Below are 21610 nucleotides of genomic sequence, written 5' to 3' on the forward strand. Positions count from 1 at the left end.
TAGCCTGTGTAAAACTCAAATTTCTTTTTACTCTATTATTCTAGGGTAAATAAGCTAATTAACCCACTGCTTACCCGTGATTGCAGCTAGTATTAGTCTTGTTGCTGATTTACCATACGCGCGCCCTGACGGAGAGGCCGTCCGGCAAAGCCAAGAGTACCTATTATTATGTTGCGTTTAACCGATATTAAATTACCGCTAGATCACGATGAAGTTGCGATAGAAAACGCAATTTTGCATAAGCTTCAAATCACAAAATCGATGCTTCTTGAAACCACGGTATTTAAACGCGGTTACGATGCGCGCAATAATAGAGACATCCAGCTTATTTACACCCTTGATGTAACGGTAGAAAACGAAGCTGCGCTGCTTGAAAAGTTCGCCAAAGATACCAGCGTACGGGTAACCCCTGATATGCGCTATAAGTTTGTCGCTACCGCTCCGGAAGAGGTAACCGACCGCCCAGTGGTAGTTGGCCTTGGCCCTTGTGGATTATTCGCTGCGCTTATTTTAGCCCAAATGGGCTTCAAACCTATTGTGCTTGAGCGAGGCAAAGCCGTTCGTGAACGTACCAAAGACACCTTTGGTTTTTGGCGTAAACAACCGCTAAACCCAGAGTCGAATGTACAATTTGGTGAAGGTGGCGCAGGCACCTTTTCTGACGGTAAGCTATATAGTCAGGTGAAAGATCGCAAGCACTATGGCCGTAAGGTATTGAACGAATTTGTTGCTGCTGGCGCACCTGAAGAAATCATGTATGTGAGTAAGCCACATATCGGTACATTCAAACTGGTGAGCATGGTAGAGAAAATGCGTGAGCAAATCATTTCTCTAGGTGGTGAAATTCGTTTCAGCACCCGTGTTGAAAGCTTAGATTTAGACAGCGCGAATTCAAAACCAGCTGATGAAGCAAGCACAGACTCAAAAAGCCATAAAATTAAAGGGCTATTCTTATCTGATGGCAGCTACCTACCCTGCACCAAAGTCATTATGGCTATTGGTCATAGTGCCCGCGATACTTTCCAATCGCTTTATGACCAAGGTGTATACATAGAGGCCAAACCTTTTTCCATTGGTTTTAGAATTGAACACGAGCAAAGCATGATCGACAGCTGTCGATTTGGTGAGAACGCTGGTAACCCTATTTTGGGCGCAGCCGATTACAAGCTCGTTCACCACTGTAGAAATGGTCGTACCGTATACAGCTTTTGTATGTGCCCGGGCGGCACCGTGGTGGCAGCGGCGTCTGAACCTGGCCGCGTAGTTACTAATGGTATGAGCCAGTACTCTCGTCATGAACGAAATGCCAACAGTGCTATTGTGGTAGGTATTACGCCCGAAAAAGACTACCCCGAACACCCCTTGGCAGGCATAGATCTTCAGCGCAAATTGGAAGAACTGGCATTTAAAGTGGGCGGTGAGAATTATCATGCACCCGCGCAGCTTATTGGCGACTTCCTAGATGGCAAGCCAAGTAACGAATTAGGCGAAGTAAAACCTTCCTATACCCCAGGTATTACCCTGACTGATTTAAGCAAGGTTGTCCCCGATTTTGTTATCGAATCTATCCGCGAAGCCATTCCCGCATTCAATCGTCAAATCAAAGGCTTTGCTAAAGCTGACGGCATGCTTACAGGGGTTGAAACCCGCACATCGTCGCCTGTGTGTATTAAACGTGATAAACAATACGAAAGCGTGAATATTGAAGGCTTGTACCCTGCCGGTGAAGGTGCGGGTTATGCTGGTGGTATTTGGTCTGCAGGTATTGATGGAATTCGCGTTGCAGAAGCGGTAGCACTGGCTTTGGTGCCCTCCGATTCTAATACCTAACTCTCAGTAGTCTCCGAAAAAAGGGAGCCATTTAAGCAAGACTCTCGCGTTAATGTTAACCCGATGAGTTGTTTCATACCTTTGCTTTCTTTTTTAGGTATTCAATTAAGTCGCCAGTGTTGTCTAGCAAGGAAAGCTTACTAACAGGAGAGATAGTAAAATACTGATCTTCGGCTCAGTTATCGAGCAGTTTTAGCCATTATTAATAAAAAAGGGCCATTAGGCCCTTTCATTTATCGGCTTTGATTAAGCAATCAATTGTCGCCCAACTGTTCTGCGGTAGCTCTCAAATTATTGGCATTTTCAACGAACTGAGCCGCTACTGTCGTATCATCAAAGAGGTAGTTGAAGTCGATATAATCGCCTTCTCCTTCATCAGAGACGAAAACCGAGAACCCAGTAGTACTCAAAGAAAGATACAATCTACCATTAATATCTATGCTCCCATCATCGTTTAATACATAGCCGAAGCTGTCGTTTACTTCTGAGTAAGTGCTATCGGTGTAGATAACCACATTACTGCCGTCAAACTGTAGATAAGTGGTGTTCCATTCACCGCTTTGCGAAGTATCTACCAATACTAAGCTCTTATCTTTCAACGAATCAAACGACGCAACAGATGTGCCTTCTCTTAATACCGTTTCATAATCACCAGCCGCTTGCTGAGTTCCGAAAAACGGTACTGGCGCGCCTAAATGAGCGCCTATCGTGACACCATCAGAAGACAAAAGAAATGCTTGAAGCCCGTTCGGCGCTGCAGCATCACTTGCTTGTAATAGAATACTGTTGTCTGCGGCAACTAGGAAGCTCCCACTTTCACTGCCCTGCGGCAATCCTTCGAAGGTACGAACATAAGTATCATCTGCTTCTAGGCTCAACGCTATTGATGCATCGTCTACTGTGTACAATCCGTTTTGCTCGACACCATATAACGTTGTACCTAAGTAGTCTGAGGGCGTCACTAAATTGACAAACGCTTGAGGCGGCAGTGCGGGTAAATGTGGGTGCTCAGGCAGCGTTGCGGTTACAGGACGATTCGCCTGTTTCGACACACGACGATTATCCTGTACAAAGAAGTCGACTATGCCATCGAAGCCGCCGCTACCATCTTGCAGATTGAAGTCGAACTCGTGCAGATTAGAGATATGGTAAGCATCGCCAACTTGAGCAAATATCGACCATGTACGGCTGTTGTATAAATAGCAATCGGCTGATTCATTAAAACATCCGGGCCAACTATAATCAGTTGAACGGTAGCGATTTATTTGTAATTCCCCATTCGCTTCCACTGACCAATTCCCATACATTACCAAAATTTCTTCCGTGGTAATGTTACCGTCGCCGTTATTATCAGCAACTTCAATGGTATACGCCTTTCCGTTTGGCCAAAGCTCCCACCAGAATTCATTGAGACTATCGCCATCAAAGGCGTAGGTGTATATACCTGGCACTGTCGCCACGTCGAACTTATCTTCAGCGGTTACCGCACCGCCAGCGTCGACCTTAAATGACTCATTCTGCCCATCTGAGGAGGTCCCGCTAACTGCATAAAGGTTATTGTCGCTCGAGTCGGTTAGCTGTACATAAGACTGTGTTGTTCCATCATCAAATGTAATGACGAGTTCGTTAATGTCAGGGTTCAAGGCGTAAGGTTGCTTCATCCATGTAAAATCATTATCTACAACACGTGTATTACCCGTTCCGTCTTGGTTGAACTCGAACGTGTCTGAGGACCAATTGTAGGTAAATAAATTACTGTCATCAGTATCAAATAGCGAAGAGGTGATCGGCAGTGATAACGACTTGTTATCGGTACTATCAATGGCAATTTCTGTAGCATTATTTAACGCAATCGCAGTAACTTGCGTAGGGTCGTCAAGAATATTGTGAATATCTTCCAATTCACCATTGGGGTAATACTTTGAGTAAAGCAGCTTCATTTGAAATGTCACTACCCCATCTTGCTCATTTAGCGGCAAAAATGTCATTTCATGGTAAGCATATTCAACTTCAACTTGCTGAGTAATCCCATCAATGTTTAGATATTCATTTTGAATAAAATGATACTCTCCATATTCAAACTCTAATGTTATTTCATTGTCATCACTAAATTTCTCAGCTTCAAACGTGCCTAAATAAGTACTGTAAGTTGCTGTCGTGTCACTGGTTAAGGTAAGCTTTTTACCTGGATGTGCAATAAGTGGGTTATAGTAATCAAGCAGGTAATAGGTAGTAACCGATGCGTCTAAATCACTCTCTACTAACTCTGGGTCTGCTATAATTTCTTCGTAGGCTGACTCATACGCTTCGGTATTTTCAACAGTCTCGATATAGGCAGCGGAAGCCTCTGGGTTTTGGACCAGTGCTAACGTGTCAGCTATACCGTCAGGCAACGCTAAACTAGCATCGTCGCCCGCTTTGTCTATCGCCACTTTTATCGCGGTTGCCAACGCGAACTTCTCTTGCTGTGAAACTCGAAGATTCAATGCCGCTAACGTTGCGTCATCAACGATGGGATCGCCTAGGTTTTCTCGCTGCATTAAGCCGGCGTTTGCAGTGGTAACGTTGGTCACATTCACGCCGAAAAAATCATCTTTGGTCACCTCGCCGTCACCGTTAGAGGCTTCATTGAGCGCTTCAAACGAACCTAGCACTGACATAAGTTTCGCTTGCGTTTGCGACCCTACACCACTGGCTACAATAGACACCATTTTATCCGTTGCATCATCATCCACACTCAATGTAACGGAATAACTTCCATCGCTACCAGCCGTCACTTCTTGTTGCTCATCGCCTACATTAATCACAAGGTGTGCATCAATAATAGGCGAATCAGTCACTAGCCCTACTAGGGTTAACGATTCACTTTTCTGAAGTACATTAACGCTAACCGTTTCGGTAGTCGTCTCACCTTCATCATCTTCTACGGTAAGGGCAAACGATAACGTTTCATCGCTGTCTACAGAAGGCGCGGTAAAAGAGAGCGTTGAGGTCGTTGTGCCACTTAGCTCAACATCTGTCCCCCCCGATTGCACCCACAAATAGTTGGTAATTTCACCGTCGTCTTCAACTACCGCAGCGATAGAGTGCGTCTCTTTTTCTTCCACTTCCTGGGCTGAAATTGTGATTATCGGTGATGCGTTGATGTGAGTAACGGTAACAGACACACTATCTGTAGCAGTTGCCCCAGCATCATCAGTAACGCTAAGTTCGAACGTGAGTATTTCGGAAGGTTTCACATCTGGAGCCGTAAATTCAGCAGAAGCTTGGTCTGCATTTGTTAACGTGACCTCTACGCCTTCGGTTTGTACCCAGCGGTAAGATGCAATAGTACCATCATCATCTACACCACTACCGGCAAGTGTTACCTGAGTATTTTCGTCAACGGTGGCATCCTCGCCGGCTTGGGCGACGGGAAGACTATTAACCACCTCTTCATTAACTGCTTCTTCTTCGTTAACAATAACATCTTCTTTGTCATCGTCGTTACAACCCGACAAGGCTAATACCAGTGATGCAGCAATAATGCTTTTCTTATAATTTGCTCTGATAAACATGAAACACTTCCTTATACTTTTTATTGGTTAAACATTAAACTAAAAAAGCATAAACCTGATCACCCCCACCTTTCCTTCCTTAAATCGCGCAACTTGAACGCTCTCAACTAAAGACTGATAAATCGAAGCCACGCAAAACCAAAAGCATGACGTGAATAGTAAACACAAAAAAAATTCTAATTTTTTGGAAAATACCTGCGCATTTTCTTTCTACCCCAACAAGTGGAACAAAAACACAATAGCCTCACAGCGAATTTCGACAAGGTGAAGGGCAATGGCGTCGTGTGAGGTTAATGGGGCAGAACGAAAAATACGGTTCATGGTGAAATTTGAACAGCAGCTTAACTGTGAAATAGATAGAAGAGCGGTAAGCCACGACATATGTGATATACGGGTAAGTGATATGGCCAACGCCCTGAATATGGACGTGTCGACCCTTAGGCGTTTATGCCAGAAACACTACGGTAAATCGCCTAAGGCTTGCATAGATACGTTGCGTATTGCAGAAGCAAGGAAGTTGCTCTTAGTGGGTGAAAGGCCTTCCACCATAGCCGATAAGCTCGGTTTCTATGAACACAAAACCTTCTCTACCTTGTTCAAAAAATATGAAGGTGTGAGCCCCGTAACTTTTACCCAAAACGATGATGCAAAGGCCTTTGAGGCATACCGTTAACCAGTTGTCGCTGCGCCTTCGCTAGGCTTAAAAGCAAGGTTACTCTTAGGTGTTTATCGATGATCTTAATGAGGATTAACCACCGTAAACCGTTCGTCAGACACAGCCCAATATCCTGAATCACTTATAATAAGTATTTTGTAGGCATTCCCTTGACCATTAAATTGCGCTGGATCGAGCCCGTAATTACCTATGTTCGGTGCCCTACTCGCCACTAAATACCAACGTCGTTTCAGCACAGTAGTCATCTGCGCGTTGCGCCCGCTACCAATATTTATAGGATTGTCGTGAAGAACATATATCGCCACGGCATCGCCTTTTAACGCCGCATTGTCCCACTCTATGGTATTGCGCTCACCCACATTATAAACCTCAGAAGCTTCAGGTTTACTCACAGCATCAACTAATAAACGGGGGTTGATAGTATGGGTAATGCCGTTATCTATCGCTGTGCCATTTTGTACACCGAATGAGCCGTCACTGAGTGACCAGTAGCCTTCATCTGACACCATCATTACTTTAAAGCCCTGCCCACCATTTGCCATAAGAAAGAAGGGATCGATTTCTACTTCACCCGTATTAGGCACATGCTTAGCAAACATCTGCCAGCGTAACCCTTGTATATTTTCAAATGAATCAAATGCTTTGGCTTCAAAATTTAACTTATGATTGATATACAAAGAAATGCTCTCGCCTTTAAGGGCCTCTTTATTCCACTTAAAGGTAAAAGGCGTACCCATCTTAAGGTTATCCCCGTGAGTTGGTGCGGTAACCCCAGCAACTCTTCGATTACTCACCACGCGATTTTGCCCCTCTAACACCATCATATTAAGAGTCTTAAAATCAGGTGTTATTAACGCCTCTGGGGACAATATACTGGCAAGCGTTTCAGCATACTCTTTGCGTATGGGAAGCGAAGTCGACGTTGCTAACATTTCCTCCGCTTTTAGGGCTTCTCCTTTAACCGCATACGCCGAGGCCAGTGCTAAATGTCTTTCAATATCATCGTTCTGAGTATGAGTGAGCCCATATTCAATCGCTAAATCAGTAAAGCCGGCGCGTAGAGCAGTATGAATAATATAAGCGGTATACTCGCCCAAGGTGTCTTTTTCCGCCAATGCATAAATATCGGCTTGCTTCACTGATAATCCCAAACCTATTTCACTATTCACTGTCACTAACGACGAGAAAAATGAAAGAGAAGCTGTTAAATTCTCGTCGGATACGCCGCCATTATTTCTCAGTGTTTCTATTTCTACTGACTTGATAACCGATAGCGCGCTGGTGAAATCATTGACAAGATACAAGGCCATCGCTTGTTTCACCTTTAATCGAGAACACCGGTTGCCTTGCCCGCACAACGCAACCGCAGATTCAATAAAAGACACACTCTGAGCATACATTTTGCCGTAGGCATAATAGTTGTGTTGCTGCTCATAAACTTTTATTAATTGCTCCTCAAATAAGGGAGCGAGTGCAAGGTAAATACTTTGCTGCTTACTCAATAAAAACTCTACCAAAAGAGGGTCGTCTATTAGCGACGCGGTTTCTAATAGATATCCATATAATTGCGCGAGCTCTGGATTGGTTGCATTATAGGCTTGCTCACCCAACGCCAACGATGATTTCATTCGTGATGCGGCACCATTCCTATCGCCGGCTTTGGCTAGCACTAATGACTTCATACCTTCAAACCATGCTTTTTGGTGAGCCGGCATATCTGCTGGTAAGGGCAGCTCAACCCTATCAAGTAACTTGGCAGGTGCATGTTTAAGCAAAACTTCCCACTGAAATTTTTGCAATCTAAACTTGTCTTCCGGCAACATTTGTTTGTCGAAATTATTCAGAAGACGCGCCAGAGTATCTAGCACTTGCGGCCTTTGTGTGCCAGCGTAGTCGACCTTAGCGTTAAGGAATTCGCTTTCAAACGTACTTGGTAAATCGTTATTATATTTGGTAAGCCAGTGGGTGGCGCTGCTTAAATCACCACGGTAATAGGCTATTTTTGCCTGCATCAATGCACCGCTGGCACCATCCGTATCCAATCGCTCAATAACGTACTTTGCTTTCTCTATATATCCTAAGTTCAATAGCGTTTGAGATAAGGTGGCAATAATTGATGCACGGGTTTCACTATCACTCAATGAGGTCGAAAATGCGATATCAACACCATGATTAATAAAGTCAGCGGCACTCAATGCGCCGCCGCCTTCTGATTGTGGTGAGTGCGCTAAAAATAACTCGTCGTAAAAGGAAAGCGTCTGCTGTGTTTTCCTCGATTCTTGAATTAGCGACTTATTTTGCATGAATAGCGCAGCAGCCCCTATCGCTAGCACACAAGGGATAATGACGGCCGATATTGCAGTAGTGGGCGAACGTTGAAACCATTTTTTGTAATAATATGACTTGCTACTTTTGAACCACTTAAGTGGCCTATTGGCGAATAAACATTCAAGTGCATCGTTAAATTGCTCAGCACTTTGAAAGCGATCCTTTGGGTCGGTAGATGTGGCTTTTTCAATTACTGCCTCAAATTCAGCATTGAGCATATGATGCTGAAACATAAACGCCATTACTTTACCCAGCGCATATATGTCATCGGTAACTTTTGCCTGGTTGCCACTTTGTTGTTGTGGACTAGCATAATCGTTGCTGACGGCGGTTAGTTGTTGATTATCTGGATGGCTTAACGAGTGTGAAATACCAAAATCGAGTAACTTTGGTTGGTTGTGTTCATCTACAATAATATTCGACGGTTTAATGTCAGCGTGAATAATACCGCATTGATGTGCTTCAAACAGTGCACTACACAGTTTCATTAATACTGAAAGGTAGGCGTGAGTAGTGTGCGATAAATTCTGTCTATTTGATAACGTTGCTTCAGACAATGGAGCACCATCAATGTATTCCATCACCAAATAAGGTACGTCTTCTTCAGTGACATCGACGGTATAAATTTTAGCGATGTTAGGGTGGTTTAAATTGGCTAAATGCTGCGCTTCTTTTTGTATAAAGTTATCACCCGCTAAATCTGCAATTGATGCGAAAACAAACTTAACCGCGACTTTTTGTTCTATCAACCCATCATTTCGTTGACCTAAATACACCGCGCCCATTCCGCCTTCGCCAAGCTTTTGCTTCAGCAGATAAGGCCCCACTTGTTTACCTTCTAGGGATTTCGCGTGATTATCGTCACACAGCAAATCGGCTTGAGCTCCTACTAACTGAGTGAAGCCGCTTTGTTGTTTATTCGCATAATGGGCATTGATTAATGCCAGGGTTTCATCAAATAGCGGGTCTTCTTTTGAACATAACTGCGACAAATTTTCTCGCATTTTAGCTTCGTCCAACCCAATAAGGTGCTGAAAAAAGAGTAAGGCATTTTCAAACTTCATGAATAGCTCTTTTGATTTATCTGAACAACAATATGGAGGGAAGGACTAGGCGGCTTCGCACTGAACCCTAAGGTAAGCTTTTGCCGCCGACAATTCGTTGTAAACCGTAGACTCGCTTAAATTGAGTTGAGAGGTTATTTCCCCTACATTTTGCCCAAGATAATAGTGAAGAAGCGCAATTTGATAACAACGCTTAGAAACATTTTCGAGTGAGGATAACGCATTGTCGAAACTAAGGTATAAACCCGAGTCGATAGAAGCATCGGTTATCTGCACCACGTCTTCTAAATCGTTTGTACGTTTTTTTGCAGAACGCTTCTTAATTTCATCTTGCAACATCCAGCGAACAAAAACTGCCAAGGAAGCATAAAACTGCTGTCTGTTCTCAAAGATTTCATCAGGCGCAGTCAGTTTGATAATGACATCATGAAGAAGTGAGGTGGTATTGGGGAGTTTATCGAGCAGGCTTAGCGCATTGTCAGACTCCGCTTTTTTGCTGATCTGCTTTTTAACCATGCCTTTTAAATGATAATAAACGATACTACGGAGCTGATTGGCACTTTTTAAATCGTTATTGATTACCCAAGCGTTTAGCACTTCGGTAAATTCGCCGTTTGTATCCCTCAAATGTACATCTTCCATACTGCTGCCTAGCGCATTGGCTAATCACTTTAATGACCAACATAGAAATAATATGGCGATTAGTCAACGCTTAAATGCACTTTATCTTAATTAATAATTCAAAAAGGCTAAACCCACCTGCTGTATAATCATTTATTATTAGTAACAATCACTTACACTCATCCCTCACGACTCTGAAAAAAGAACTCACCCTAGTAAAGGGCTTAGATAGTGAATTTTCAAGGCTATTTCAGCTACGCAAACAGCGTATATAGCGGGCGGCAGAATACTACTGTTTTTGCGTTTATAAGCAATGACTACTTCCCTGCATTACTTAAAAAAACTTGCTTCTTTGCACCACTAAAAACAAACTCCACCTATAGAACTAATAACAAAGAGGCAGTAATGGCTTTCGAATTAAAAATTGAAAACAAGGTAGCACTGATTACCTTTGATGACGGCAAGGTAAACGCAGTAGGCTTTTCTCTTATTGACGCATTGAATAACGCACTAGATGAAGCTGAGCAAAACGCTGATGCCGTAGTGATGTATGGCGGTGCCGATAAGTTTTGCGGCGGCTTCGACCTTTCAGTGATGAAAGCCGAAGATAAAACCGAGCAAGTAAAATTAGTGCAAGCAGGCGCCGATTTAATTATAAGACTGTACAGCTACCCTAAACCCCTTGTTGTTGCTGCTGAAGGACATAGTATTGCGTTAGGCGCAATATTCTTGATGGCCGCTGACTTACGTATTGGTAAAGATGGCGACACCAAATATGGCTTAACCGAGACCGCTATTGGTATGGTATTGCCTGCGTTTGGGATGGAATTGGCGAAATCACGTTTAGCCCCTACTTCATTAACAGAAGCGTTACTCTTTTCGCGAGTATACCAAGGGAAGGATGCGGTAAAAGTGGGCTATTTAGATGCTGCAGTGCCGCAAGAGCAAGTACTCGCTACCGCTATGGGCTATGCTGAAAAGCTTAAAATGTTGCCTGCAAAAGCGTTTGCTGAATCTAAGCTACAACTTCGCAAAGAAACCCTATCTAAAATGCGCGGCTAGTCTCGCCTTCCTACTTAGGAATTGAGACTTAGGCATCAAAACTTAAGTATCAAAATTTAGATATTCAACGCTTAGGTATTCAACGTAACTAGTACGCAAAAAAGTGCTTAGAATACACCTAGAATCCATTTAGGTGGAAGTAGCCTAATAATAAATGGCACCCTTGAGGTGCCATTCTAGTTTTACATACTAAACCGGTAACTAATGCACTGCACCTGAGGTTTCTTCAATTTTTGCTTGAAGCTCTCCTCGCAAACCCAGTTCGAAACCAAGCTCGGCGACCACAAATAGCGGTCCAATGGCTAGCCCCATAATATCGTCTACAAAGGCTGGTTTTTTACCTTCAAAATGATGGCCAACGAATTGTAAAATCCAACCACCTACGAATATACCAATTGAGACAGATAGCCATACCCACGTTGCGCTTTGTGCTAAAGGTTGTGCGATGTAAAGCAATGCCCCGGTTAACACCACCATGGTAAGACCTAACTTCACATCTAACTTTAAATAAAACACATTACCGATGACCCACACGAATAACGCAGGGCTTAGCAATAGTGCCCCTACAACTGGCGCAGTCACTTCAAAAGCCGGGCGGCTTAACAAGCTTAAAAACGCAAAAACAATAAGGGGAATACCAATGTAATGGGTGAAAATATTACGCTGATCTCTATGATATTTTGCGTACTCACTTAGATGCTGCTCAAGCGTTTTCATTTAGCTACCTATAAACTTTTTCTTATACTGAAAAGAGACTATAGAGAAAAAGCACTTCACACTGTCGTAAAGCCGACAATTAATTCAAATTGATAACAAACTAGGGGATAGCGTAGATAGACAAGTGAAGTTAATGCACTTATTTCGCTTTGTGTATCTTCTTCAAATATTTCGAAATAGTGCATCACGGGGTGGGTACTAGTAGGCCGAACCTCAGATTAAAAGAAAAGTCTTCTACGCCAATATCACTTAAAATTGCCTTATTGCGTAATATAAATTACCTTCTAAGGTAGTGATTAAATAATAAAAACATAAAGTTATAAACTCAACAAGGATGTTTCATGCGCAAGGCCGTTCGCTTTAGAGTACTTTATTTACTGTTTGCTATAGCCACCTACACTTTAGGCTTCATACTACTACCAGAGACTATTAATTCTTCATTCGACCAGATACTTTCTGCTGGCTTCCTGTTTGCCTACTTCATTGTTCTACCAGCTCTGTTTTGGTACTGCGTTATTAAGGTCAGTGAGCAGAAAAAATGGAAGATCATCATTCCCTTTAGTCTCGCCAGTGTTGTGGCACGCTATTCAATGCCGGTTTCTCTTGCTAGCTACTTTGAATTTTTAAGCTGGGTGCGCTATCCGGTAATCGCCGTACTGCTTATTATTGAGTTTGTGGTTATCTATCACGTGGTTTCCATGCTTTGGAAATCAAGAAAGCTTAAAGGTGACCCACGGATTAACGCGCTAATTGACAACATTGATGCAGACGATAAGAAAAGAGAAGTTACCTTAATAATGGCTAGCGAGCCGGCGAGTTGGTATTACGCTATTCCTAAATTCACAAAAGCCCACACGCCCGTTTTAGCTAACCTATCGCTGCTAAGCGCCAAACGGTGGCATTTCGCATTGGTATTGTTAGGTTTAGTGGCGGTGACGTATGTGTCTTATTCTTTGTTAATATTATGGAGTGAAATTGCCGCCATTATTGTCGGGTCAGTCATTTTCTACGGCATCGTTAGTGTTACGGCAAGTCATCGGATTAGCAGACATTTTTCTGTTTATTGCCACAACAATCACCTTGTGGTGAATGCCAGTTTTTTCAATTTGCTTTTTATCCCCTTATCTCACCTTCAAACCTGTGAGGCAGGTAAGTGGGAATGTGACAAAGAACAATTGAAAGTGGGTCGGGGCACCGCAAATATTAAGCTCACTTTTTCAGCACCCGTTTACTGGTTCACGCTAATGGGTACCTTTTGTGAACGCCCAACTGAAGTCTATTTATGTGTAGATGCACCGAATGACCTTGTGGAATCTCTAAATTCTGGATACTTAACACTTGGCGATTCAAGCACTGAAACAACTAGTGACAATATTGATAAATACGCGCGAGATTAACGAGCACAAGAGAATAAAGTCAGTAAATTATGATGGAGAGACGAAGGTTCTTTGCAGCCTTGATTATTGTAGAAGGAAGATAATGTGAAGCGATTTAGGGCAAAGGTATTTCATAGCCCATTATTACTCAAATAGTGCGATAGATAGTTTGTGAATGAAGCATCGCCTTAGCTTGAACAAGCTAAGGCGATGCTTTTTATTACAGTACTGTTTTTAGCGTACTAATTTCTACCGTGCTTAATTTTACAGTGCTCATTTTTAAGGTACTCATTTTACAGTACCAACCGCTATTACAGAGACGTCTTAAATTCTATACGTGCGGTGGCACCGTCGCCAATAGTAACGTTGTTAATGCCGCCACCAACAAGGTAATCGGTATCAAACACGTTTTCTACATTTAGCCTTACATCAACTTGTTTACCCATAATATCAGTTCGGTATGTAGCACCTATATCGACACGACTATATGCGTCTTTTAACACAGTATTTGCATTGTCTGCATAGCGTTCGCCCTGGTAAAAGATACCCGCATTCAATGCTAATTTTTCAGTAACTTCGTAGCGGCTCCATAATGACGCTGACCATTTAGGCGCATCAACTGGCGTATTGCCTTCAAAGTTCTCGTCTTTTTCATACTCAGCATCTAAGTACATCATTGATGTCATCACAAACCACTTATCAGTAACTGCACCTTGTGCTGCAAGCTCTAAACCTTGGTGAGTTTGCTTACCAGATTGCGTAGTTACAGTAGTATACAAGGGGTCATTTAACAGCTGCTCAGAAATCAAGGTGCCAGTTTTTTCAATGTTGAAAAGAGCACCACTCACGAGTAGTCGGTCTGATACTTCCCACTTAGCCCCTAACTCTACTTGCTTAGACGTAGTTGCATCTAATTCCATACCGAAATTTTGGTCGAGTTCGTCTTCAATGGTTTCACTTGATTGAGGCTCAAACCCTTCTGAGTAGTTCACATATACCGTGCTGTTTTCAGTTGGGTGATACAACACGCCAACTTTTGGTAATAAAGATTCGTTGTCAGCACCTTCACGGCTTTGCTTATCGAAGCGCCCGCCAATAGCAACTTGCCATTGGTCATTAAAGGTCATCAAATCTTGAAAATACACACCGTAATAATCGTATTCAGTGGTACTTAACGTTACATCATTATTGAAATTTAAATCTGGTTTGGCCGGTTCGGGTTGCCCTACGGTGTAAGTGATTGAATCCCCTCTTTCGATAAGTTGACCGTAGTAATAATCTAGTGCGTTCGCACCAATCAGAATATTGTGCTCGATACCACCAAACGATACTTCACCATTAATATCTATAAATGCTGTTTTAAACTGCCAATCGTCTGAACGATCGTAAGGATTAGAGGTATAGCTGTTACCAATTTCATAATCAGAAGGAAGACGAGGCGATGATTCAAAACGTTGTCTTTCAAACGATTGCTCATTGTACCCCACCTTCACTTGCCACTCTGGGTTCATGAAATAAGTTAACTTAACGCCTTTGTTCTCAACGTGGATATCCGTGAACGCCCAAGAAAAATCGTTAATGGTATTTCTATTGCTAATTACATTAGCATCTTCATCTAACCATGCGCCGGTATCTAAACCCGCTTTATCGTTAGTGCGATCGTAATAAGCATTCACTATTAAGCTGTCATTAATTTTATGCTCAAGCACCAATGAACCAAGGAAACGATCACGCTCTCTTGTTTCGCCATTTTGATATTCGCGATCAAAATTAACATCCTGCTTTACTAATACCGCGCGATAGCCGGTGTCTTCGGTAATCTCGCCACCAGCATCTAACATAAATCGCGTAGAACCATATTGGTCGGTGTCTGCACTGACTTCTAATAAGCGAGACGCGGTAGGTTGCTTGGTTACCATGTTGATAAGACCACCAGGTGCAGACTGACCATATAAAATACTAGATGGGCCTTTAATGACCTCTACTCTTGAAAGCGTTTCTATAGGCTGTTGGTAGTGCGACCAATGCTGATGCCCATCGCGCAAATAACCAGTAGATGAGCTTAATTCAAAGCCTCGTGAACTAAACACTTCACGGTTTCGCTGTTTAGAGCCCGGCGACAAACTTGCATCGTTATTGAGTACTTCGCCCAACGTGGTAGCAAGTTGCTCATCGATAATAGTTTCAGGAATGACCGTTACCGCTTGAGACGTCTCAAGTAACGAAACATTTGCACGCATGGCGCCAGAAGCATCGCCTACCTTATAGTCGTTGAAATAGGTACCTTTTACATTGATAACTTCTACTTCGCTTTCGCTTGTCATTGTTTCCTCTGCGTAGGCCGCATTCGATAATGCAATGCCCCCAACGCTGAGGCCCAAGCCTAGACCCAAACTTTTGCCTAACTTAAGGCCTAAACGAACTTTTACTGACGTGCGGCTGCGTTGCATGAATGTGTTCCTTTACAAAATACTGACAATAGCTTTCAAAAAAACGGATGCTACCACAAACACAAATGATAAACATTCACATTCAGGATTTTTTGTAAGGAAAACTAATATCGGTATTAGGAACGTGTAGAGAAGGGAGCCTTTACTCAATGCTAAAAGAGAGAGATAGGTGTAGGGTCCAGCTCCCCCCATCTAAATACCCTCCTGTTTTGGGATGAAGATACAAGCGGTGCCGTAAGTTATCCTTATCACGGTAAATAACTCCTGCACTGAATCAAGAGTGGATAGGCGCGTGGATATACTCTATTTTTCATACAGCAGGATGGAAAGCTTAACCCCCACCCGACTGTGAATGGATAACCATGTAAACCGGCTGAACATTATTTAAAAGTTATATTGAAGCTGGGCGATAATTTCGCGAGGCTGCCCTGGGAAGTGGCCATTCCTTTCGCTAAATCCGCTTACTGCATATTCTTTATCAAACACGTTATTCACGTTTACGCTAAGTAAAACCGCGTCCCATCGTGTCGTCCAGCTTGCATCAAACACAGTGAAAGGTTTTACCTTTTGCGCATCTGCACTTATTTGCTCACTCACGTAATTCACCCCAAAAGCAATCGAAGAGTCGATACTATTAATGGCATACCTTGTCCATAAGCCTGCTTGATGACGTGGCGCGTTCACAAATCTATCGCCCGCACCAAACGTGTTACTTGAGCTACCGTCAACTACAATAGTATCGTTATACGCGTAATTTGCAGTCACGCTGATGGTGTCGCTTATATCACCTACCAAGGTAAATTCAGCACCGTCACTTTCCACCACCCCAAAGTTGATGAGCGCCGATTCTGTATCGTCATTCACACCTTCGATATAGTCTGGGTTGCTATACACTAAGTTTTCTTTACTAATGTGGTACACGGCTAATGTGGTCATAATGCTGCCGTTTAACCACTCGTTTTTCACACCGAACTCAATGGCATCGCCGCTAACAGGTTCAAGGGCAGTAACATTGGCATCAGCTTGGTCAGTGGCGTCAACGGGGTTAAAGCTTTCTGAATAGTTGGCGTACACCGACATGGCGTCAAAAGGCTTGTACGTAATTCCAGCACGATACGTAACGTCTGAATCATCGTATTCGGTGCCAGTTTCTTTATCTCGCTCGTCAAATCTATCGAAGCGCGCGCCAGCCATCACAATAATATTATCTGTTAAGTTCACCATATCCTGAACATACAACCCTTGGCGATTACGACGTATGCCGTCTCTTTCTAGGTCTGTCAGGTTATAAGTACTTGGGTCTGTTTCACCATAATTTAAGGTGAAAATATTAAGATTGGCAACACCGTCAGCCTCATAGCGAGCACGCAAGTAATCGTACTCTGTGTCCATATAGTGCCAATCGCCACCAAATAGGAATTGATGTTCTATACCCGCTGCGTTGAAATCGTAAACAAAGTCGGTGGTTAAGCTAACTTCATCATTAGCACGGTATTGGTCGCGATATTCACGTTGAATAGTCTGGTCATCAATATTAGCTTCGCCGTCGCCGTTAACATCAACCCAACTTCGTGACTCGTGATAAGCCTGATCTCGCTCGTTCGTTAAATAGCGAAGGGTAGAACTAACCTTGAATGTGTCGCTGAAGGTGTGTGCTAGCTGGGTTTGAAAGACGAATGCCTCCATATCTTGAAAGTCACTTTCTTCGTTCGCGTTATAGGTTAAATCAACAAGGAAATTTCCCTCGTCATCTACCGGCACGCCACGCAGTCGGTGGCCACCTAGGTTTTGTACAATGTAATCGAAGGTAGTGGTTAAACGGGTATTGTCGCTAGCATCGTAAAGCAAGCCGCCAGTAAGTTCGATATTTTCCATATCCGCATTATTTCTAAAGCTATCTTGGGCTTCATAAAAACCACCAATTCGATAGGCTACATCTTCGCTTAGCCCACCTGTAGCTTCACCTGAAATACCACGAAGGTCATAGTTTCCACCTGTTAGGGTAATTTCTTTATTCTGGGTGAACGTAGGTTTTTTGGTGACGTAATTAATCATGCCACCAGGCTCTCCACCACCGTATAATGCTGCCGCAGGGCCTTTCAGCACTTCTACTCTGGCCACATTAAATAAGTCAGGTACACTGAAACCTGAGTAAGGATCGCCCCTTACCCCATCATAAAATACGTTGTCTTCATCTCGGAAGCCGCGAAATGTCACGCCGGAATAGCTGTACTCGCTGACACCAGCGATAGAGCGATATAAGTCAGTAATATCACGCGCAGCTTGGTCAGCAATAAGTTGCGCACTTAGAACTTGTGCAGACATGGGAATATCGATGAGATCGGCATCGGTTTTGGTACCAATTTTAGTTTTGGTATCTAAATAAAACTGCTGCGCCCTGCCCTTTACCTCAACACGCTCTACCGTGTCAGTTTCAACTTCTTGCGCTGAAACTGCGGCTTGAGCATGAACGACAGAACTAAGCCCTAGAGAAACAACACCAGATAAGCCAGAAAGAAAAATTCCAAGTGAGGTAGCGTTGCGCGACATTATTTATATTCCACTAAAGTATAAAGGGCTAGAAATCTAGCGCACACCCTAACTCAAATGAGAATCATTTTCAATTAAGTGCTAAGAACTTTACCTTCATTAAAATAATTGTCGCAATACGTTAAACAATCCCACCGTTAGCCCGCAATACTTGCCCATTTACCCAATGCCCTTCATCGCTAGCTAAAAAGCCAACTACATTAGCAATGTCTTCAGGCTGCCCTAGCCTTTCCATAGGGCTCATATTGGCAAGTTTATCGATGAATTCTTGAGATTTCCCCTCGGTAAACAGGTCTGTTTCCGTAGGCCCTGGCGCGACACAGTTCACCGAAATATTTTTACCTCTTAGCTCTTTTGACAAGATAGCGGACATGGTCTCTACCGCTGACTTAGTCGCGGCATACACACCATAGCGCTCTAATTTAAGCCCCACTACACTGGTGGAAAGGTTAATGATACTTCCGCCTTCATGAAGTTGGGTCGATGCTAACCGGAGCATGTTAAATACACCTTTCATGTTAACGTCGAACTGTTTGTTAAAATCTTCATCGCTCGTATCGGCTAACGGTGAAAGCGCCATCACGCCCGCATTGTTCACCAGTACATCCACCTTACCAAATTCTTGTAACGCTGCTTCAAACAAGCTTTGTGCCTGAGTGTTTTTCGACACATCAGCTTTTACCGCAATCGCTTGTCCACCTTTGCTTTTAATCTGTTCAACAAGTTCGTTTGCAGCATCACTACTACTGGCATAATTAACTACCACGGCAAAACTATTCGCCGCCAACGTTTCAACGATGCTTGCGCCAATGCCTTTCGCGCCACCTGTTACCAAGGCTACTCTTACATTTTTCATATGCCACCTGCTGTTTAATTGTTTAAATCCTGAGCCAATACGGATTCAATTGTTGGGTTAACTATTGCTGCATTAACTACGGAGCAATCCTAGTTACAAATTCATACCCACACCAAAGGCAGAAAGATTGATTTTGGTTTGTGAAATCTTGCCTAAGGTGATTGGCGATGTGTTTTTAAGCTGAGCTTTAGCAATTGATTTTGTATTATTTTTTTGATTTATGATCTAAAAATGTAAATTTGCAAATAAAAATCATTTTTATTTGCATTGGAGAAAGTTAAACTTTAGTCTACTGCAACTTTAAACTATTTTGTGCAAAAAGCGCGCATAAGTCACAGTCCTATTTGCAAGGAGCAATAAAGGTGAACTCGGCAATATCTATAGGCGCACTCGTCTGTTTACTGGCTACTCTAGTGTTTTACGCGGGCTGTCCAAACCAACAATGGTTTAAGAAAAAGCCATTATCATTTAACATCGCACTGTTAATTTCATTGACGCTATTGGTCTTAAGCACGGTAATATTCAGTTCGACGTTTTCATTACCAGCCGCCATCTATACCGTTATCACACTGTGTATGCTGCTGTTGGGAACTATCCCCTTCTTTACCCGTTACGCGGTGCCACTTAAGTCTGGACGCTCTCGCGGTACAGGGCTCACCAGGGATGAAAGTTACAGTACGTTTAAGCCGCACTGGTGGTTAAAAACGATAGGTGCAACACTGATTAGTTTTCCCTTTGCGCTGTTCACTAGCAGTTTAATTAGTCTGTTTTTTCTTTCCAATACACCTCTTGATGTGAAGAGCCAATTTTTAATGTGGCTGATAGTCCCTTTTTGGTTAACCCCGTTAAGCCTCATCTTTTTTGCTAAAAAGCCTTGGCCACCACTGGTTATGCTCTCGCTTATCACACTGATTGAATTCGCCGTTTTACAGGTTCAGGGGTAACACCAATGAAATTACAGAATTATAAAAGTTATCAGCAAGTACACATTTGGACCGGTATTATTTCAGGCCTGCTGCTTTTCATTTGTTTTGTGGCTGGGGCCCTAACCATGTTCAAGGCGCCATTGAATGTATGGGCCATGCATGAAAAAAATGCGCTTCCTGCTATTGAGCTAAACCAATACGACAGCTTAATTAAAACCGTTTTACAGACTCACCCCGAAGCTAGCAAAGAAATGACGGTTTATTTACCGTCTGCCCAGCCAAATCATGCCCCCGTTACTTGGACTATTGAAGACGAGGCTACGCATTCGCACACTTTTTGGCATGCCTCATTAGACAGCGCAGGGAAATTGGTAAGCGAACAAACTCACATTTCAGCTATTGGTGATTTTCTCGATCATATACACCGTACCGCCGGCATTCCGGGAGGCGACGAGCATGATGCGCTAGGCATCTTCGTGATGGGGTTCGTGTGTATCTTGTACTTTGTGGCCATAGTGTCAGGTTTAATTATTTTCTTACCTACGTGGTTTAAAGACTTATTTAGCTTGCGTAAGAAGAAAAGCGGAAAGCGTTTTTGGGTAGATTTTCATAATATCTTGGGCGTTAGCGCCCTCCCTTTCCACATTATCATTGCCATCACCACAATCGTGTTTGCTTACCACGATATTCTATATGGCAGCATGCAACAGTGGATTTATAAAGACAGCCCGATGTTCAATCGACCGGCACCGACAGATATGGATAGAAGCATTGAAAGGCTGATTTCTATAGAGCAATTAACTAAAGAAATTACCGACATTGAACCCGAGTTTGAGATTGCAGAACTCCGCTTTACAGGCCTAGGGACACCCCGTGCAAGGGTGTTAGTTGGTGGAGAATTAGTGGGGAAAATTATACGTGGGCCTGATTACGCTTTCTGGGTTACCGATCCTTACACGGCCTCTTCAGGTTATACCGCTATGCTGCCGTCTATTTCTGGCGTGCCAGGCAAGGTAGTGAATAGTTTCTTTACCCTGCATTTTGGCGGATTTGGTGGTTCGGTTGTACACTGGGTATATTTTGCTATGGGCTTAAGCGGCGCACTGCTATTTTTAACTGGCAACGTGGTTTGGGTAGAGTCTCGGCGTAAAAAACAGCTACAAAATAATGCGCCAGTAGAGCAAAAACGCTCCGTTCGTATTATGGCTAGGCTAACCATTGGAGTGTGTGCAGGTACGGTTGTGGGAATCATTCTGTCATTGCTGGCAGCAAAAGTGTTCTCTATCGATAATCCAAACATTCGTACTTATCAGCTTATCGCCTATTACATCGGCTTTTTCACGCCTGTGATCTACAGCTTCATGATGCCACCAATAAAAGCCGCTATTCATTCATTATATCTCTCGTGTTTGCTACTCCTTACCACCATGGGCATTACCCTTTATTTCAGCAGCAGTAGCTTATCTTCAAGCATTGATATCGGAGTTTGCTTAGTGTCAGCAATCATATTGCTCGCATTCTTATTTACCGCACGTCATTTGAAAAAACGCCGTTCGGCTATTCCTATCGATTCGGTGTGGGCTTAATCAGATAGCAA

Annotated in this window: 13 protein-coding genes; 6 read left to right on the forward strand and 7 right to left on the reverse strand. The window is 43.1% G+C overall.

The window, feature by feature from the left end:
- The first annotated feature begins 168 nt into the window (after positions 1 to 168).
- Positions 169 to 1830 (forward strand): NAD(P)/FAD-dependent oxidoreductase, encoded by a 1662-nt coding sequence (locus tag ALT761_RS14400; RefSeq protein ID WP_129739670.1) that lies wholly within the window; start codon positions 169 to 171, stop codon positions 1828 to 1830.
- A gap of 254 nt (positions 1831 to 2084) precedes the next feature.
- On the opposite strand, the gene ALT761_RS14405 is transcribed toward ALT761_RS14400, so the two are convergent.
- A complete protein-coding gene (locus ALT761_RS14405) occupies positions 2085 to 5387 on the reverse strand; it encodes a PKD domain-containing protein (RefSeq protein WP_129739672.1) in 3303 nt (1100 codons plus the stop codon).
- Between the two features lie 274 nt (positions 5388 to 5661).
- On the opposite strand from ALT761_RS14405, the gene ALT761_RS14410 reads away from it, so the two are divergent.
- Entirely contained in the window at positions 5662 to 6060 is a 399-nt protein-coding gene (locus ALT761_RS14410; RefSeq protein WP_129739674.1) for a helix-turn-helix transcriptional regulator, read from the forward strand.
- A 65-nt stretch (positions 6061 to 6125) separates the two neighbouring features.
- Here ALT761_RS14410 and ALT761_RS14415 read toward each other — a convergent pair whose 3' ends face one another.
- Positions 6126 to 9455, reverse strand: a complete 3330-nt coding sequence (locus ALT761_RS14415) for a serine/threonine-protein kinase (protein ID WP_129739676.1) — start codon at positions 9453 to 9455, stop codon at positions 6126 to 6128.
- 45 nt (positions 9456 to 9500) lie between these two features.
- Entirely contained in the window at positions 9501 to 10097 is a 597-nt protein-coding gene (locus ALT761_RS14420) for an ECF-type sigma factor (RefSeq protein ID WP_013783168.1), read from the reverse strand.
- Between the two features lie 384 nt (positions 10098 to 10481).
- On the opposite strand from ALT761_RS14420, the gene ALT761_RS14425 reads away from it, so the two are divergent.
- Positions 10482 to 11138, forward strand: coding sequence for a crotonase/enoyl-CoA hydratase family protein (locus tag ALT761_RS14425; protein ID WP_013783167.1), 657 nt, complete (start codon positions 10482 to 10484; stop codon positions 11136 to 11138).
- Positions 11139 to 11339: 201 nt separating this feature from the next.
- Here ALT761_RS14425 and ALT761_RS14430 read toward each other — a convergent pair whose 3' ends face one another.
- Positions 11340 to 11855 carry an Mpo1 family 2-hydroxy fatty acid dioxygenase gene (locus ALT761_RS14430; RefSeq protein WP_129739678.1) on the reverse strand — a complete coding sequence of 172 codons (516 nt, stop codon included), beginning with the start codon at positions 11853 to 11855 and terminating at the stop codon, positions 11340 to 11342.
- A gap of 341 nt (positions 11856 to 12196) precedes the next feature.
- Between ALT761_RS14430 and ALT761_RS14435 the strand changes: the two genes are divergently transcribed.
- Entirely contained in the window at positions 12197 to 13252 is a 1056-nt protein-coding gene (locus ALT761_RS14435; protein WP_129739680.1) for a hypothetical protein, read from the forward strand.
- Between the two features lie 290 nt (positions 13253 to 13542).
- Here ALT761_RS14435 and ALT761_RS14440 read toward each other — a convergent pair whose 3' ends face one another.
- The 3 genes from ALT761_RS14440 to ALT761_RS14450 form a co-directional block, all read right to left on the reverse strand.
- Entirely contained in the window at positions 13543 to 15555 is a 2013-nt protein-coding gene (locus ALT761_RS14440; protein WP_129740658.1) for a TonB-dependent receptor, read from the reverse strand.
- Between the two features lie 510 nt (positions 15556 to 16065).
- Positions 16066 to 18231 (reverse strand): TonB-dependent siderophore receptor, encoded by a 2166-nt coding sequence (locus tag ALT761_RS14445; protein ID WP_129739682.1) that lies wholly within the window; start codon positions 18229 to 18231, stop codon positions 16066 to 16068.
- A gap of 121 nt (positions 18232 to 18352) precedes the next feature.
- Complete coding sequence (locus ALT761_RS14450) at positions 18353 to 19087, reverse strand: SDR family oxidoreductase (protein WP_013783162.1); 735 nt, start codon at positions 19085 to 19087, stop codon at positions 18353 to 18355.
- A gap of 362 nt (positions 19088 to 19449) precedes the next feature.
- Here ALT761_RS14450 and ALT761_RS14455 point away from each other — a divergent pair, with 362 nt between their 5' ends.
- Positions 19450 to 20031: a hypothetical protein gene (locus ALT761_RS14455; protein ID WP_129739684.1), complete on the forward strand. Its 582-nt coding sequence runs from the start codon at positions 19450 to 19452 to the stop codon at positions 20029 to 20031.
- 5 nt (positions 20032 to 20036) lie between these two features.
- Positions 20037 to 21599 carry a PepSY-associated TM helix domain-containing protein gene (locus ALT761_RS14460; protein WP_129739686.1) on the forward strand — a complete coding sequence of 521 codons (1563 nt, stop codon included), beginning with the start codon at positions 20037 to 20039 and terminating at the stop codon, positions 21597 to 21599.
- Positions 21600 to 21610 lie beyond the last annotated feature (11 nt).

This window comes from Alteromonas sp. 76-1 (genome assembly GCF_900654235.1).
Classification (GTDB): domain Bacteria; phylum Pseudomonadota; class Gammaproteobacteria; order Enterobacterales; family Alteromonadaceae; genus Alteromonas; species Alteromonas naphthalenivorans.